The organism is Bradyrhizobium sp. TM102, from assembly GCF_009176685.1.
Lineage (GTDB): Bacteria > Pseudomonadota > Alphaproteobacteria > Rhizobiales > Xanthobacteraceae > Bradyrhizobium > Bradyrhizobium ottawaense.
The window spans coordinates 701,565-715,814 of sequence record NZ_AP021855.1 but is presented as its reverse complement, the minus strand read 5'-3'; the positions used below and the strand labels follow the sequence as shown (position 1 = coordinate 715,814).

At 65.4% G+C, this 14,250-nt stretch carries 15 protein-coding genes; 4 read left to right on the top strand and 11 right to left on the bottom strand.

The genetic code is table 11. The features are described from left to right. Positions 1-6: 6 nt before the first annotated feature. Positions 7-453: a nickel-responsive transcriptional regulator NikR gene (nikR, locus tag GDN70_RS03410; protein ID WP_028139424.1), complete on the top strand. Its 447-nt coding sequence runs from the start codon at positions 7-9 to the stop codon at positions 451-453. A 222-nt stretch (positions 454-675) separates the two neighbouring features. Then, complete coding sequence (locus GDN70_RS03405) at positions 676-1,416, top strand: sulfate transporter family protein (protein WP_028139423.1); 741 nt, start codon at positions 676-678, stop codon at positions 1,414-1,416. 6 nt (positions 1,417-1,422) lie between these two features. Here GDN70_RS03405 and GDN70_RS03400 read toward each other — a convergent pair whose 3' ends face one another. The 3 genes from GDN70_RS03400 to nth all read right to left on the bottom strand — a co-directional run bounded on the left by GDN70_RS03400 (position 1,423) and on the right by nth (position 5,087). Next, positions 1,423-3,051, bottom strand: a complete 1,629-nt coding sequence (locus GDN70_RS03400) for an MFS transporter (RefSeq protein WP_028139422.1) — start codon at positions 3,049-3,051, stop codon at positions 1,423-1,425. Further along, positions 3,038-4,177 (bottom strand): HlyD family secretion protein, encoded by a 1,140-nt coding sequence (locus GDN70_RS03395; protein ID WP_028139421.1) that lies wholly within the window; start codon positions 4,175-4,177, stop codon positions 3,038-3,040. Before GDN70_RS03395 ends, GDN70_RS03400 begins: the two co-directional genes overlap by 14 nt. A gap of 157 nt (positions 4,178-4,334) precedes the next feature. After that, entirely contained in the window at positions 4,335-5,087 is a 753-nt protein-coding gene (gene nth, locus GDN70_RS03385) for an endonuclease III (RefSeq protein ID WP_028139420.1), read from the bottom strand. Between the two features lie 22 nt (positions 5,088-5,109). Here nth and GDN70_RS03380 point away from each other — a divergent pair, with 22 nt between their 5' ends. Together GDN70_RS03380 and GDN70_RS03375 are read left to right on the top strand one after the other, a co-directional pair. After that, complete coding sequence (locus tag GDN70_RS03380) at positions 5,110-5,640, top strand: DUF2244 domain-containing protein (RefSeq protein WP_028139419.1); 531 nt, start codon at positions 5,110-5,112, stop codon at positions 5,638-5,640. Between the two features lie 54 nt (positions 5,641-5,694). Continuing rightward, entirely contained in the window at positions 5,695-6,591 is an 897-nt protein-coding gene (locus GDN70_RS03375; protein WP_028139418.1) for a bifunctional helix-turn-helix domain-containing protein/methylated-DNA--[protein]-cysteine S-methyltransferase, read from the top strand. A gap of 148 nt (positions 6,592-6,739) precedes the next feature. Here the strand turns inward: GDN70_RS03375 and GDN70_RS03370 are convergent, their stop codons facing one another. From GDN70_RS03370 to dnaK, 8 genes are all read right to left on the bottom strand, one after another. Next, positions 6,740-7,363 carry a 2,3-bisphosphoglycerate-dependent phosphoglycerate mutase gene (locus GDN70_RS03370; protein WP_028139417.1) on the bottom strand — a complete coding sequence of 208 codons (624 nt, stop codon included), beginning with the start codon at positions 7,361-7,363 and terminating at the stop codon, positions 6,740-6,742. Positions 7,364-7,446: 83 nt separating this feature from the next. Further along, the gene (gene dapB, locus GDN70_RS03365; protein ID WP_028139416.1) at positions 7,447-8,262 is read right to left on the bottom strand and encodes a 4-hydroxy-tetrahydrodipicolinate reductase; all 816 of its coding nucleotides are present in this window, start codon (positions 8,260-8,262) and stop codon (positions 7,447-7,449) included. A gap of 231 nt (positions 8,263-8,493) precedes the next feature. Next, positions 8,494-8,805, bottom strand: coding sequence for a DUF1330 domain-containing protein (locus GDN70_RS03360; RefSeq protein WP_027566211.1), 312 nt, complete (start codon positions 8,803-8,805; stop codon positions 8,494-8,496). Between the two features lie 80 nt (positions 8,806-8,885). Next, on the bottom strand, positions 8,886-9,593 hold the full coding sequence (gene pyrF / locus GDN70_RS03355; RefSeq protein ID WP_028139415.1) for an orotidine-5'-phosphate decarboxylase: 708 nt from the start codon (positions 9,591-9,593) through the stop codon (positions 8,886-8,888). 6 nt (positions 9,594-9,599) lie between these two features. After that, complete coding sequence (locus GDN70_RS03350; RefSeq protein ID WP_028139414.1) at positions 9,600-10,178, bottom strand: NADPH-dependent FMN reductase; 579 nt, start codon at positions 10,176-10,178, stop codon at positions 9,600-9,602. 57 nt (positions 10,179-10,235) lie between these two features. After that, the gene (locus tag GDN70_RS03345; RefSeq protein ID WP_028139413.1) at positions 10,236-10,835 is read right to left on the bottom strand and encodes a class I SAM-dependent methyltransferase; all 600 of its coding nucleotides are present in this window, start codon (positions 10,833-10,835) and stop codon (positions 10,236-10,238) included. A gap of 88 nt (positions 10,836-10,923) precedes the next feature. Beyond that, positions 10,924-12,051, bottom strand: a complete 1,128-nt coding sequence (gene dnaJ, locus GDN70_RS03340) for a molecular chaperone DnaJ (protein WP_028139412.1) — start codon at positions 12,049-12,051, stop codon at positions 10,924-10,926. A 245-nt stretch (positions 12,052-12,296) separates the two neighbouring features. Next, positions 12,297-14,198 (bottom strand): molecular chaperone DnaK, encoded by a 1,902-nt coding sequence (dnaK, locus tag GDN70_RS03330; RefSeq protein WP_028139411.1) that lies wholly within the window; start codon positions 14,196-14,198, stop codon positions 12,297-12,299. Positions 14,199-14,250 lie beyond the last annotated feature (52 nt).

Genomic DNA, 14,250 nt, shown 5'->3' with positions numbered 1-14,250 from the left:
GACCTGATGCAGCGAATTACCATCACGATCGAGGACGATCTGTTGGCCGAGATCGACGCGGCGGCGGAAGCCCGCGGCTACCAGAACCGCTCCGAGATCATCCGCGATCTCGCCCGCGCCGGCCTGCAGCAGAGCACCGAGGACACCGCGCAGACCGGCCAATGCGTGGCCGGTCTCGTCTATGTGTACGACCACGCCTCCCGCGATCTGTCAAAACGCCTGGTGCAGGAATTCCACGGCCATCACGACCTCGCGCTGGCGACGCTGCACGTCCATCTCGACGACAACAATTGCATGGAGATGACGGCGCTGCGCGGCGATGCCGCCGAAGTCAGGCATTTCGCCGACCACATCATCGCCGAACGCGGCGTGCGCTACGGCCGCGTGGTGATGATCCCGACGGGCGAAGGCAAGCAGGGGAAGGCGCGGAAGCACGGGCACCGGCATGGGTAGGAGCGAGCTTGCGTGCCCCGGACGCGGCGCAGCGCTTCTTCAGCGGTGCGCCGCTGAGCCGGGGCCCATCTCGCCGCAAGCTCCTGGGTCCCGGCTCAGCAGCGCGCCATTGCATCCCGCACTGCGTCCGGGACACGGTCGTGCCTTGAACAACCGCCCTCCCTTGCCGAAGCCGCATTGGGTGTCTACCTCTCGCAGGGTGTTTACCTCAGAGGGTCCCCCATGCTGGATGCCGCCATCAAGGCGCTGTCGCAAATGATCTCGCCGCCGATGCGCTCGATCCTGTGGCGATCGGTCGGGCTTGCGCTCGTGCTGATCACCGTGCTGGCGATCGGGCTGCAGCGGCTGCTGAGCTGGTTTGCGACCTCCGGTGAGGTCTGGCTGGAAGGCCTGCTCGGGCCGGGCTGGCACACCTCGCTCGAGGTCTTGTCCTGGATCGTCTCGATCGCGGCGGGCCTCGGCGTCGTGTTCGGCGGCGTCTTCCTGATGCCCGCGATCACCTCGCTGGTGGCGAGCCTGTTCGTCGACGACGTCGCCGACATCGTCGAGCGCGAGCATTATCCCGCCGAACAGCCGGGCCTCGCGCTGCCGTTCAGCCAGGCGATCTTCGAGGGCATCAAGACCGCGCTCCTGACCATCCTGGTCTATCTGATCGCGTTGCCGCTGGTGCTTTTCGCCGGCGCAGGCTTCCTGATCTTCTTCCTCGCCGCCGCCTGGCTGCTCGGCCGCGAATATTTCGAGCTCGCCGCGATGCGCTTCCGCTCGCCAAAAGAGGCCAAGGCGATGCGGCGCGACAATGCAGCCACCATCTTCACCGCCGGCCTCTTCATCGCCGCCTTCGTCTCGATCCCGATCGTGAACCTGGCGACGCCGATCTTCGGCATGGCCTTCATGGTCCACATGCACAAGCGGCTGTCGGGCCCGCGGCCCGAGCTGATCGAGCCGGCGCGGCAGATGCGGTAACGCGCTCTACGTCACCTGCACGCCGCACTTGCGCAGCACCGTCTTGGCGAAGCCGAATGGCGCCGGCGTGAACGGGCCCGCCGGCGCACGGGTGATCAGTGCGAGGACACCGAGCGCGGCTATCGCGAGCCAGAAGCACAGCCAGAAGCCGTCGATATAGGCGAGCACGTTGGCCTCGCGCTGCACGATGCCCGCCAGCGTGCCGATCGCGCGCGGCTGTGCTAGTCCGGCGCCGTGGGCAGCGAAGTGATCGGCAAGCTGCTTCAGCATCCGCACCACGTCGACGTCGCCGACGCCGAGGTTCTGGCCGAGATAGAAGGAGTGGACTTGCTCGCGCACGCGCAGCCATGTCCCCATCAGCGCCACGCCGATCTCGGCGCCGCCGAGCCGCATGATCTGGATATAGGCCGCGAACGACGTCGCGCGGCTCGGGTCGGAGTTCGACAGCAGCGTGATGATCAGCGGCAGCAAGGTCAGCGACTGCCCGATCGCCTGGAGCAGCACGATGCCGACAAAGTCCTCGCGCGCCCAGTCATGGGTGAGCTGCGTGCCCCAGAGATTGGCGGCGGCGAAGCAGGCGAAACCCACGACAATCACGGTGCGCGTATCGAAATGCCGCAGCAGCCAGATCGAGAGCGGCACCAGCACGAACATCGGGAGCGCGCCATAGGTGAGCAGGAGCACGCCGCTCTGCTCGGGCCTGAGCAGGGCGATGGCAGCGAGGAAATTCGGCACCAGCGAGGCGTTGGACAGGCTGGTCAGCGTGTAGAGCAGGATCAGCACCAGCCCCAATCCGATATTCCGCGAGAACAAGACGTTCACATGCGCCCAGGGCTGCCGCACCAGCGACTCGTTGACGAGGAAGCCTGCGAACAGCACCGCGCCACCGACAAGCAGCGCCATCACCGTTCCCGAACCCAGCCAGTCCAGCCGGTTGCCCTGATCGAGCCCGGCGTAGATCATCGCGACACCTGCGCCGAGCAGCAGCATGCCGCCCCAATCGGCCTCGCGCAGCAGCGCGCGGTTCACGGGCTCGTTCGGTGTGCCGAGATAGACCATCAGCCCCATCAACGGCGCGATCACGACGCTCTGCCAGTACAGCCATTGCCAGCCGAGATGGTCGACATAGAAGCCGACCAGCGAACTCGAGCTATCGAGCGCAAAGCCGACGCGGATCGAATAGATCGAGATCGCCGGCAGCCACCACCGGATCGGCAGATTGCGGAACACGATCATCAGCGTCGCCGGCACGAAGGTGCCGAGCAGGAGGCCATGCACAACGCTGAGCGCGAGCAGCGTTGGATAATCGTGCACGAAGGGAACGATCAGCGAGATGACGGCATAGACCAGGCTCGGAACGCCAAGCACGCGCCGCAGCCCGAACACGGTCGCGAGCCATGCCACTGCCGGCGCGATGAAGATCTGCGAGCCGATGCCGGCGGTCGAGAGCCAGGCGCCCTCGTCGAAGCTGAGCGAGAACGCGCCGCGCAGGTCGGGCAGGCCGACCGTGGTCAGGCGGCTGTCGAAATTGGCGAGGAAGGAGCCGAGCAGCACCGCCGCAACGGCGAACAGCGGGCGCGGCGCGACGCCGCCGCGCGACAGCGGTCCGCGATCGGCATCGTCATTTTCCGCCATTCGCAGCCTTGGTGTCGATGCGGGTGACGACCGACATGCCCGGCACCAGCCGCGCCAGCAGCGGCTGGTTATCATCGAGCTGGATCCGCACCGGAATGCGTTGCACGACCTTGGTGAAATTGCCGGTGGCGTTATCGGGCGGCAGCAGCGCCACTTGCGCCCCCGTCGCCGGCGCGATGCGCTCGACCGTGCCGCGCAGCGTCTCGCGCGGAAAACTGTCGACGGTGATCTCGACCGGCTGGCCCGGCGCGACGTGCGTCAGCTGGGTCTCCTTGTAGTTCGCGATCACATAGACCTTCGGCAGCGGCACCACGTTGATGAGGTTGGTGCCGATATTGACGTAGTCGCCGGGCTGCACCTGGCGCTCGCCGACGACGCCGTCGAACGGCGCCGATATCCTGGTGTAGCCGAGCTTGAGCTTCGCACCCGCCAGCGTTGCCTTGGCCGCGGCGACATCGGCGGCGCGCTGCTTCCGGGTGCCTTGCAGGACTTCGAGCTGATGCTGCTGGGCTGCGATCACGGCGCGGCTCGCGCGCACGTCGGCCTGCGCCTTGGCGTAAGCAGCCACCGCCTGCTCGAGCCGCTGCCGCGTGCCGGCTTCGGTCTGCGACAGCGATTGCTGACGCTCCTGCTCCTGCCGCGCCTCGACCTCCATGGCTTCCGCGGAGAGCCGCGCCGCCTGCGCCTGCGCGATCGTCGCATATTGCAGCTCGATCTGGTTGGCCAGATTGTCGAGCGTGGCCTGCGCGGCGGCGACCGAAGCTTCGGACTGCGCGACCTGGGCCTCATAGTCGGCGGGATCGATCTGGATCAGGAGATCACCGGCCTTGACGCGCTGGAAGTCGGTCACGGCGACGGTCAGCACTTCGCCCGAGACACGGCTGGAAAGCCGGGTCAACTCGGCGCGCACATAGGCATCATTGGTGGTCTGGATCGCCGCATTGCCGACCCATTCGTCGAAACGCAACGTCGCCAGCGCGACGAAGCCGAGCGCGACGATCACGGCGAACAGCGGGATCGCGAACCGGCTCCAGAGTGAGGTCGCCGGAGGCTGTGTCGGCTTGGGCGGTGAGGCTGGTGCTGCGGCGACCGATGGCGGCGACGAGACCTGTTCCTGTTGACTCACGACATGCCCCCCAAAATCGGCTGCGCTTGGACTCGAATCTCACCGCCATCATTCCGGGATGGTCCGAAGGACCAGACCCGGAATCTCGAGATTCTCAGGTGCGCAATGGCGCACCATAGTTCGATGCTGCGCATCGCCCCGGAATGACATCGGTTGCTCAGATCGTCTTCTCCGGCCACCGGCACAGATCGTTGATCAGGCAGACCTCGCAGCGCGGCTTGCGTGCGAGGCAAGTATAGCGGCCGTGCAGGATCAGCCAATGATGGGCATGCAGCATGAACTCGGCCGGGATCACCTTTTCGAGACCAAGCTCGACTTCGAGCGGCGTCTTGCCGGGCGCAAGTCCCGTGCGGTTGCCGACGCGGAAGACATGCGTGTCGACCGCCATGGTGTGCTCGCCGAAGGCCATGTTGAGCACGACGTTGGCGGTCTTGCGTCCGGCGCCGGGCAACGACTCGATCTCGGCGCGCGTGCGCGGCACCTCGCCGCCGAACTCGCTGAGCACCTTGGCGGACAGCGCGATCACGTTCCTTGCCTTGGTGCGGTAGAGGCCGATGGTCTTGATGTACTCGCGCAAGCGCTCCTCGCCGAGATCGAGCATCCTCTGCGGGGTGTCAGCGATTTCGAACAAGGCGCGCGTCGCCTTGTTGACGCCGGCGTCGGTTGCCTGCGCCGACAGCACCACGGCGACCAGCAGCGTGAACGGATTGACGTGCTCGAGCTCACCTTTCGGTTCCGGGTTGGCTTTGCGGAAACGGCTGAAGACCTCGTGGACCTCGGCGGGCGTCCAGCGCTTTATCGCCTTGAGCGTCTTCTTGGCGGGCGCGTTCGGCTTCGCGACGATCGCCTTTGCCTTCTTCTTCGGCACCGGCGCGTTGCGCGGAGCCGGCTTGCGGGTGATTTTCGCCATGATCGGGATATACTGAGGGACGATGAGCATAGGCAACGAAATTGAGGGCAGCGATCCTGATCCGCGCGAGGTGCAGATCTTCTCCGCGCTGCTGACGCCGCACCGCTCGCTGAACCGCACCGGCTTCCTCGCCGTGATGCTGTTCCTGAGCGTGGTCAGCTTCGTCACGGGCCTCGCCTTCCTGATGATGGGTGCCTGGCCGGTGTTCGGCTTCTTCGGCCTCGACGTGCTCGTGATCTGGTGGGCCTTCAAGGCCAATTTCCGCGCGGCGCGGGCCAGCGAAGAGATCGTGGTCACGCCGTCGGAGCTGCGGGTGCGCCGCGTCAGCCATCGTGGCCAGGTCTCGGAATGGACGTTCAATCCGCTCTGGGTCCGGCTCGACCAGGAGGTCGACGAGGAATACGGCATCGAGCACGTCTATCTGATTTCCCGCGGCCGCCGGCTGCTCATTGCAGGCTTTCTCGGGCCAGAGGAAAAAGCTAGCTTTTACAATGCCTTGGTCGGCGCCCTGAACGCCGCCCGGCGCGGCCCGACCTACAATCCGGTGACCTGAGCGCAGTCAGAAATCGGGTGGTTTCCCACCCGTCCCTCTCCTACATTTCCAGTCATGATGACACTCGCCATACATGACCAGCGCCTGGCCAGGCCGGGCACCCAGAACGCCGCGCTGCGCGACTATGATTCGGTGCGCCGGGCGATCGCCTTCATCTCGGAGAACTGGCGCGCGCAGCCGACCATCGAGGCGATGGCGGATGCGGCCGGGGTCACGCCGGATGAGCTGCACCATCTGTTCCGCCGCTGGGCCTCGCTCACGCCGAAGGCTTTCATGCAGGCGCTGACGCTCGATCACGCCAAGGGTTTGCTGCGGGACTCCGCGAGCATCCTCGACGCCGCGCTCGACTCCGGGCTGTCAGGCCCGGGACGGCTGCACGATCTCTTCGTGACCCATGAAGCGATGTCGCCGGGCGAATGGAAGAACGGCGGCGCCGGCCTGACCTTGCGTTACGGCTTTCACCCCTCGCCGTTCGGGACGGCCATCGTGATCGCGACCGATCGCGGCCTGTCGGGCCTCGCTTTCGCCGATCATGGCGAGGAGAAGGTCGCGCTGGCCGACATGACCCGGCGCTGGCCGAACGCGACCTATTTCGAAGATCACGAAGGCACCGCGCCGCTGGCGCAGCGCATCTTCGATCCAAAACTGTGGCGGCCGGACCAGCCGCTGCGCGTGGTTATGATCGGCACCGATTTCGAGGTGCGGGTGTGGGAGACGCTGCTGAAAATCCCGATGGGCCGCGCGGTGTCCTATTCCGACATCGCCTGTAACATCAACAGCCCGAAGGCCTCGCGCGCCGTCGGCGCGGCGGTCGGCAAGAACCCGGTCTCGTTCGTCGTGCCCTGCCACCGCGCGCTCGGCAAGAGCGGCACACTGACGGGCTATCACTGGGGCATCACCCGCAAGCAGGCGATGCTGGGCTGGGAAGCCGGGCAGCTGGGGGTGCAGTAGGCTAGGCGAGATGCCGTAGGGTGGGCAAAGGCGCAACGCGCCGTGCCCACGATCTCTCTGAAAGGGCCGACAGAACGTGGGCACGCTTCCGCCTTCGCTCTTCGAGCTACGGCGGACAAGTCGCTTTGCCCACCCTACGAGACCGTCGCTAACCCGCCAGATCGAGCTTCGAGGCCACCGTCGAATCCGCATTGAGCCGGTAGATGATCGGCACACCCGTCGCCAGCTCGCGCTTCAAAATGCCTTCGGGTGAGAGCTTTTCCAGCACCATGATCAGCGCGCGCAGCGAATTGCCGTGGGCGGCGACCAGCGTGCGCTTGCCGTTGAGCACGCCGGGCAGGATCTCCTGCACGTAGTACGGCAATGCACGTGCGAGGGTGTCCTTCAGGCTTTCGCCGCCGGGCGGCGGCACGTCGTAGGAGCGGCGCCAGATCAGCACCTGGTCCTCACCCCATTTCTTGCGCGCGTCGTCCTTGTTGAGGCCGGAGAGATCGCCGTAATCGCGCTCGTTCAGCGCGAGGTTCTTCGTCGTCGGCAGGCCCTCCTGGCCGAGCTCGCCGAGAATGAGGTCGAGCGTGTGCTGCGCGCGGGTGAGCACCGAAGTGTAGGCGACGTCGAACACGAGGCCCTGCGCCTTCAACTTGCGGCCGGCTTCCGTGGCTTCCTTGACGCCGAGCTCGGTGAGGTCAGGGTCCTTCCAACCCGTGAACAGGTTCTTCAGATTCCATTCGCTCTGGCCGTGGCGCACGAGCACGAGAAGACGTTCGCTCATTGACTGCTTTCCGTTCGGGTTATTTGTTTGAGCATGATCTTGTCGGAAAACCGCTCCACACTTTTCCGGATCATGCTCGTCGATCAGATATCGGCGAGGCCGAGCACGTCGGCCATGGAGTAGTGGCCCGGCTTCTTGCCATGCGCCCACAGCGCCGCCTTCAGCGCGCCATGGGCGAACAGCATGCGATCCTCGGCCTGGTGCGACAGCGTCAGGCGCTCGAACGGGCCGAGGAAGGTGACGCTGTGATCGCCGGCGACGGTGCCGCCGCGCAACGAGGCGAAACCGATATTGCCCGGCCTGCGCGCGCCGGTGATGCCGTCACGGCCACGCTCGGAATGGTCATCGAGGGTGACGCCGCGGCCGCTGGCTGCGGCCTGCCCCAGCATCAGCGCGGTGCCGGATGGCGCATCGACCTTCATCCGGTGATGGGTCTCGACGATCTCGATATCAAAACTCTGGTCGAGCGCCTTGGCGACGCGCTTGACCACGGCGGCCAGCAGATTGACGCCGAGGCTCATATTGCCTGATTGCACCACGACGGCGCGGTTGGTGACGCTCTTGATCACGGCATTGTCGGAGCCCGACAATCCGGTCGTGCCGACGACATGCACGATCCCGCGCTGTGCCGCGATCGCGACATTTGCGATGGTCGCCGCCGGAACGGTGAAGTCGAGGATGCCGTCGGCCTCCTTCGACATCGCCCAGAGGTCAGCGGAGAGCTTGATGTCGTTGGCCGGCAGTCCTGCGAGCACACCGGCATCCTTGCCGAGCAGCTCCGAGCCGGGGGCCTCGAGCGCGCCGGCCAGCACCGCGCCTTTGCTCTCGGCAATCGCCCGCACCAGCGCGCGGCCCATCCGGCCACCGGCTCCAGCAACAATCAGGCGCATGTCGGACATGGTGTGATCCTCTCATGGCCGTTGTAGCGGGGGGACGCAGTTCCGGCAACCGAGGGGGGAGCAGACGGGCAACCCTCTCTAAAGTGTCATGGCCGGGCTTGTCCCGGCCATCCGCGCCTTGCCACGCGCAGGAAGAACGTGGATGCCCGGGACAAGCCCGGGCATGACGACCCCTCGTGAACGTTCAAATGCGACGGCCCCTCCCGCGCAGGGGAAGACCAGCAGCACGCCTCAGCCGTCAGACGGCTGCGGGCCGTCATAGCCCTCGATGATGATGAGGTCGGCGACCGAGTGCGGCTGGCGCACCTTGATGTTGGCCTGGTATTCCGGCGAATTGTAGCAGGCGATCGCGGTCTCGTAGTCCGGGAATTCGATCACGACGTTGCGGGTGCGGCTGGCGCCTTCGACGGTGGTGAACTTTCCGGCGCGGACGACGAAGCGACCACCCCACTTCTTGAAGATCGGGCCGTTGGCGACGGCGTAGGGCTTGTAGCCCTCGTCACTGCTCACATCGACGCGCCCGATCCAGTAGCCTTTTGCCATTGTTCTTCTCCCTGTTGTTGCTGATCTTCATTTGAGCATGATTTGATCGGAAAACCGCTTCACACTTTTCCGGATCGTGCTCAGAGCGCCTGCGCGATCTCGGCCTGGATGGCTTCCGCAATCGCCTTCGGATCGGCGGCTTCGACGACCGGCCGTCCGACGACGAGATAATCGGCGCCGGCGGCGATCGCGCGGCCCGGCGTCATGATGCGCTTCTGGTCGCCGGTCGCCGAACCGACCGGCCGGATGCCGGGGGTGACGAGATGCATCTGGTGGCCGACGATCTTGCGCAAGGCCCCGACTTCCTCCGGCGACGACACCAGTCCGTCGATGCCAAGCACCTGCGCCTGCTGCGCGCGGGCCTCGACCAGCTCGGAGACGCCGAGCCGATAGCCGGCCGCATGCAGATCGTCCTCGTTGTAGGATGTCAGCACCGTGACGGCGAGGATCTTCAGGCTGGAATTGCCGCGGCCTTCGACTGCGCCCTTCATGGTCTGCGGATAGGCGTGCACGGTGAGGAAGGTGGCGCCGAGCCTGGTGATGCTTTCGACGCCTTGCATCACGGTGTTGCCGATGTCGTGCAGCTTGAGATCGAGAAAGACCTTCTTGCCCTTGTCGGCGAGCTTGCCGACCAGCGGCAATCCGCCGGCATAAGCGAGCCGATAACCGATCTTGTAGAAGCTGACGCTGTCGCCGAGACGATTGATCGTCGCCTCCGCGGCATCGACGCTGGGCAGATCGAGCGCGACGATCAGGCGGTCCTTGGGGGCGATCTCGGCTGGCGTCATGTCACCTCACATCATGCGTTGGGAAAAGTCGATCAACTGCGCCACCAACTCCTTCAACGCGGCGATATCGCCCTCGTTCTTGAGCCTGTCCATATCGTCATAGGCCTGGTCGGCAAAGGCAAGCGTGAGCTGGCTGGCAATCACATTGGCGTGGCAGGAGGTCAGGATCAGCCGCAGCGCCTGCAGCGCACGGGCCGCGCCGAGCCGGCTCTGCGAGGCGCCGGCGAGCGCGAAGGCGCGGTTGCGAAACACATCGCCGCGCGCCTCGTGCAGATCGTGCACGCGGCTGACCCAGTCGATTGCGTTCTTGAGCAGCGGCGGCACCGAGGCATTGTATTCGGGCGAGACGATCAGCACGCCATGATGCGCGCCGATCATACGCTTGAGGTTGATCGCGTGCTTCGGCAGGCCGGACTTGGCCTGGAGATCGCCATCATAGATCGGCAGCGGAAAATCGGCGAGCGAGATGCGGGTGACGTCCACGCCGGCCCGGGCAAACTCATAGGCGGCGACCGCCGCCAGCTTCGCATTGTGCGAGCCGGTGCGCAGCGAGCCGGGAATGATCAGGATCTTGGGAGCTGACATCCAATCCAATGCGTTCGGCGAAACGAGCCCGCCGCGCAAAGAACCGAGCCGGCGGAATTAATGCTTGCGATACACCCAGACGCGGGCGGGCGGAAGGTTCATCCAGATCCGTTCCGACGCCTCTGTGGACACGCCGGGCAGCGATTTCGGGATCGGCGGCACCACCGCATAGGTGAACTGGACGAAAGGCGCGCCGGGCGCGAGCGCCGCAAAGGCGTCGCGGATCAGCCGCAGCCGCGTCAGCATCGGTTTTGTCACCAGCGGCAGGCCGGAGACGACCGCGGAGGCCGGCGCGCTCAGGACGTTCCAGAGCGTGTCACGCAGGCGATAGGCATCGCCCTGCACCACCTTGGCCTGCGGATAGCGGTCGCGCAGCAGGGCGCAGAAGCCGGGATTGTATTCGACGAGGACGAGACGCTTCTGGTCGACGCCGCGCTCGATCAGGGCCGAGGTGATGGCGCCGGTGCCGGGTCCGAGCTCGACCACAGGCGCGTCCGAATCGACATCGACGTAATGGGCCATGGTCCGGGCCAGCAGCTTGCCCGACGGCATCACCGCGCCCATGTGGAGGGGCTTTTCGATCCATGATCTGAGAAAGCGCACCTCGTCGTCGAGACGAGGCTTCTTCAACGCACGCGCGGACGATGGCAATGGCATGTCAGGACCGGACGGGACCGCGGGACCGCGGCGTGTCAGAAAATGGTCATAAAGACGTATAGGCCGAAGGCGGTATGGTCAAGCCGGGTCAACTCGCCCGATTACCGAAGAAATCCTTGACCTTGGCGAAGAAGCCCTCGGATTCCGGCTGGGTGTTGCCGGAGGAAAGCTTTTCGAACTCGGCCAGCAATTCCTGCTGCTTCTTGGTGAGGTTCTGCGGGGTCTCGACCACGACCTGAACATACATGTCGCCCATCTGGCGCGACCGCAGCACCGGCATGCCTTTTGATGCAATGCGGAATCGGCGGTTCGACTGGGTCCCGGCCGGCACCTTCACCTTGGCCTTGCCCTTCTCGATGGTTGGCACCTCGAATTCGCCGCCGAGGGCGGCCGTCACCATCGAGATCGGCACACGGCAATGCAGATCGGCGCCGTCGCGCTGGAAGAACTGGTGCTGGGCCAGCGACAGGAAGATGTAGAGGTCGCCGGGCGGACCGCCGCGAACCCCTGCCTCGCCCTCGCCGGCGAGCCTGATCCTTGTGCCGTCCTCGACGCCCGGGGGAATGTTGACCGAAAGATTCCGCTCGCGGGTGACGCGGCCCTGGCCCGAGCACGACGGGCAGGCATCCTCGATCATCTGGCCGCGGCCCTGGCAGCCCGGACAGGTCCGCTCCAGCGTGAAGAAGCCCTGTGACTGCCGCACGCGGCCGGCGCCGCCGCAGCTCGAACAGGTCTTCGGCTTGGTTCCGGCCTTGGCGCCGATGCCCGAGCAGGCCTCGCAGGTGACCGAGACCGGAATCTCGATCTGCGCGGTCTTGCCGCCGAAGGCTTCCTCGAGCGTGATTTCCATGTTGTAGCGCAGGTCGGCGCCGCGCTCGCGGCCGCCGCGGCCGCGCTGCCCGGCCATGCCGAACAAATCTTCGAAAATATCGGAGAAGGAAGAGGCAAAGCCCGCACCGAAGCCGGCGCCGCCGCCGCCCTGCTCGAAGGCGGCATGGCCGTAGCGGTCATAGGCCGCGCGCTTGTCCTTGTCCTTGAGGACCTCGTAGGCCTCGTTGATTTCCTTGAACTTGACTTCGCTGGTGTCGTCCCCGGGATTGCGGTCCGGGTGGAACTTCATCGCCAGCTTGCGGAACGACGATTTCAGAACGGATTCGTCGGCATCGCGTTCGACTTCGAGAGTTTCGTAATAGCAGCGCTTGGTGGACGTGGACATGTGGGACTCGGTCTATCCAATCGCGATTCAAGTCGGAGCGAAACGACGTCGCCACACGACGATATAGGCAGCCTTCTGCCCGGCGGCAGAGGGTCGCTTGGCGGCGTTCAGCATAACGGCTGGGAATTGATCGATCGTAACGGGCGACCCGCCCGTCCGTCCCGACACGGCGGCCTCCCCCGCGAAGGAGGAGGCCGGTAGAGCGTGTGGGGTCCAAGCCGTCCGCATCATGACCCTCTTGGGGTTCAGGCGGACTTCTTGTTGTTCTTGTCGTCGTCGACTTCGGTGAATTCCGCGTCGACGACGTCGTCCTTGGCCGCGTCCTTCTTGGCGTCGGCCTCGGCCTGCTGCTTGTACATGGCCTCGCCGAGCTTCATCGAAGCCTGGGCCAGCGTCTGGGTCTTGGCCTTGATCGCCTCGGCATCGTCGCCCTTCAGCGCTTCCTTGAGGTCGCCGACGGCATCCTCGATGGCGCGGCGCTCGGTCTCGCCGACCTTCGAACCGTGCTCGGCCAAAGCCTTCTCGGTCGAATGCACCAGACCATCCGCCTCGTTCTTGGCGGTCACGGCCTCGCGGCGCTTCTTGTCCGCCTCGGCATTGGCCTCGGCGTCCTTGACCATCTTCTCGATGTCGGCTTCCGACAGGCCGCCGGAGGCCTGGATGCGGATCTGCTGCTCCTTGCCGGTGGCCTTGTCCTTGGCCGAGACGTTGACGATACCGTTGGCGTCGATGTCGAAGGTCACCTCGATCTGCGGCATGCCGCGCGGAGCCGGCGGAATGCCCATCAGGTCGAACTGGCCGAGCATCTTGTTGTCGGCCGCCATTTCACGCTCGCCCTGGAAGACGCGGATGGTGACCGCGTTCTGGCTGTCCTCGGCGGTCGAGAACACCTGGCTCTTCTTGGTCGGGATCGTGGTGTTGCGGTCGATGATGCGGGTGAACACGCCGCCCAGCGTCTCGATGCCCAGCGACAGCGGGGTGACGTCGAGCAGCAGCACGTCCTTGACGTCGCCCTGGAGCACGCCGGCCTGGATCGCAGCGCCGATCGCCACGACTTCGTCCGGGTTGACGCCCTTGTGCGGCTCCTTGCCGAACAGCTGCTTCACGACTTCCTGGACCTTCGGCATGCGCGACATGCCGCCGACCAGAACCACTTCGCCGATCTCACCGGCGGTGACGCCGGCGTCCTTCAGCGCCTTTCGGCAGGGCTCGACGGTCTTCTGGACGAGGTCGTCGACCAGCGCCTCGAACTTGGCGCGGGTGAGCTTCATCGTCAGATGCTTCGGGCCGGTCTGGTCCGCGGTGATGAAGGGCAGATTGATCTCGGTCTGCGTCGTCGAGGACAGCTCGATCTTGGCCTTTTCAGCGGCTTCCTTCAGGCGCTGCAACGCGAGCTTGTCGTTGCGCAGGTTGATGCCCTGCTCCTTCTGGAATTCGTCGGCGAGATAGCCGACCAGGCGCATGTCGAAGTCTTCGCCGCCGAGGAAGGTGTCGCCGTTGGTCGACTTCACCTCGAACACGCCGTCGCCGATCTCGAGGATCGAGATATCGAACGTGCCGCCGCCGAGATCGTACACCGCGATCGTGCCGGTCTTGGTCTTGTCGAGGCCATAGGCGAGCGCGGCCGCGGTCGGCTCGTTGATGATGCGCAGCACTTCGAGGCCCGCGATCTTGCCGGCGTCCTTGGTCGCCTGGCGCTGGGCGTCGTTGAAGTAGGCGGGAACGGTGATGACGGCCTGATCGACCTTCTGGCCGAGATGGGCTTCCGCGGTCTCCTTCATCTTCTGCAAGATGAACGCCGAGACCTGCGAGGGCGAGTAGGTCTGGCCGTCGGCCTCGACCCAGGCGTCGCCGTTGGAAGCCTTCACGATCTTGTAGGGGACGAGCTTCTTGTCCTTCTCGACCATCGGGTCGTCGTAGCGGCGGCCGATGAGGCGCTTCACTGCGAAGAAGGTGCGCTCGGGATTGGTGACGGCCTGGCGCTTGGCCGGCTGGCCGACGAGGCGCTCACCGTCGTCCGTCACGGCGACGATCGAAGGCGTCGTGCGCATGCCTTCGGAATTCTCGATGACTTTGGCGTTCTTGCCATCCATCACGGCGACGCACGAATTCGTGGTGCCGAGGTCGATCCCAATGACCTTTCCCATGGTCCTGATATCCTTGTTTTTGCGGCAGGTTGGCTGGGCCCAGAAGGCACCC

What these genes read in the sequence shown, in the direction of transcription:
- nth (WP_028139420.1), bottom strand. Translation starts at nt 5,087, where the DNA reads ATGGCGAAAATCACCCGCAAGCCGGCTCCGCGCAACGCGCCGGTGCCG.
- GDN70_RS03370 (WP_028139417.1), bottom strand. Translation starts at nt 7,363, where the DNA reads ATGAGCGAACGTCTTCTCGTGCTCGTGCGCCACGGCCAGAGCGAATGG.
- dnaK (WP_028139411.1), bottom strand. Translation starts at nt 14,198, where the DNA reads ATGGGAAAGGTCATTGGGATCGACCTCGGCACCACGAATTCGTGCGTC.
- GDN70_RS03380 (WP_028139419.1), top strand. Translation starts at nt 5,110, where the DNA reads ATGAGCATAGGCAACGAAATTGAGGGCAGCGATCCTGATCCGCGCGAG.
- pyrF (WP_028139415.1), bottom strand. Translation starts at nt 9,593, where the DNA reads ATGACGCCAGCCGAGATCGCCCCCAAGGACCGCCTGATCGTCGCGCTC.
- dnaJ (WP_028139412.1), bottom strand. Translation starts at nt 12,051, where the DNA reads ATGTCCACGTCCACCAAGCGCTGCTATTACGAAACTCTCGAAGTCGAA.
- GDN70_RS03350 (WP_028139414.1), bottom strand. Translation starts at nt 10,178, where the DNA reads ATGTCAGCTCCCAAGATCCTGATCATTCCCGGCTCGCTGCGCACCGGC.
- GDN70_RS03375 (WP_028139418.1), top strand. Translation starts at nt 5,695, where the DNA reads ATGATGACACTCGCCATACATGACCAGCGCCTGGCCAGGCCGGGCACC.
- GDN70_RS03400 (WP_028139422.1), bottom strand. Translation starts at nt 3,051, where the DNA reads ATGGCGGAAAATGACGATGCCGATCGCGGACCGCTGTCGCGCGGCGGC.
- GDN70_RS03360 (WP_027566211.1), bottom strand. Translation starts at nt 8,805, where the DNA reads ATGGCAAAAGGCTACTGGATCGGGCGCGTCGATGTGAGCAGTGACGAG.
- GDN70_RS03345 (WP_028139413.1), bottom strand. Translation starts at nt 10,835, where the DNA reads ATGCCATTGCCATCGTCCGCGCGTGCGTTGAAGAAGCCTCGTCTCGAC.
- GDN70_RS03405 (WP_028139423.1), top strand. Translation starts at nt 676, where the DNA reads ATGCTGGATGCCGCCATCAAGGCGCTGTCGCAAATGATCTCGCCGCCG.
- dapB (WP_028139416.1), bottom strand. Translation starts at nt 8,262, where the DNA reads ATGTCCGACATGCGCCTGATTGTTGCTGGAGCCGGTGGCCGGATGGGC.
- nikR (WP_028139424.1), top strand. Translation starts at nt 7, where the DNA reads ATGCAGCGAATTACCATCACGATCGAGGACGATCTGTTGGCCGAGATC.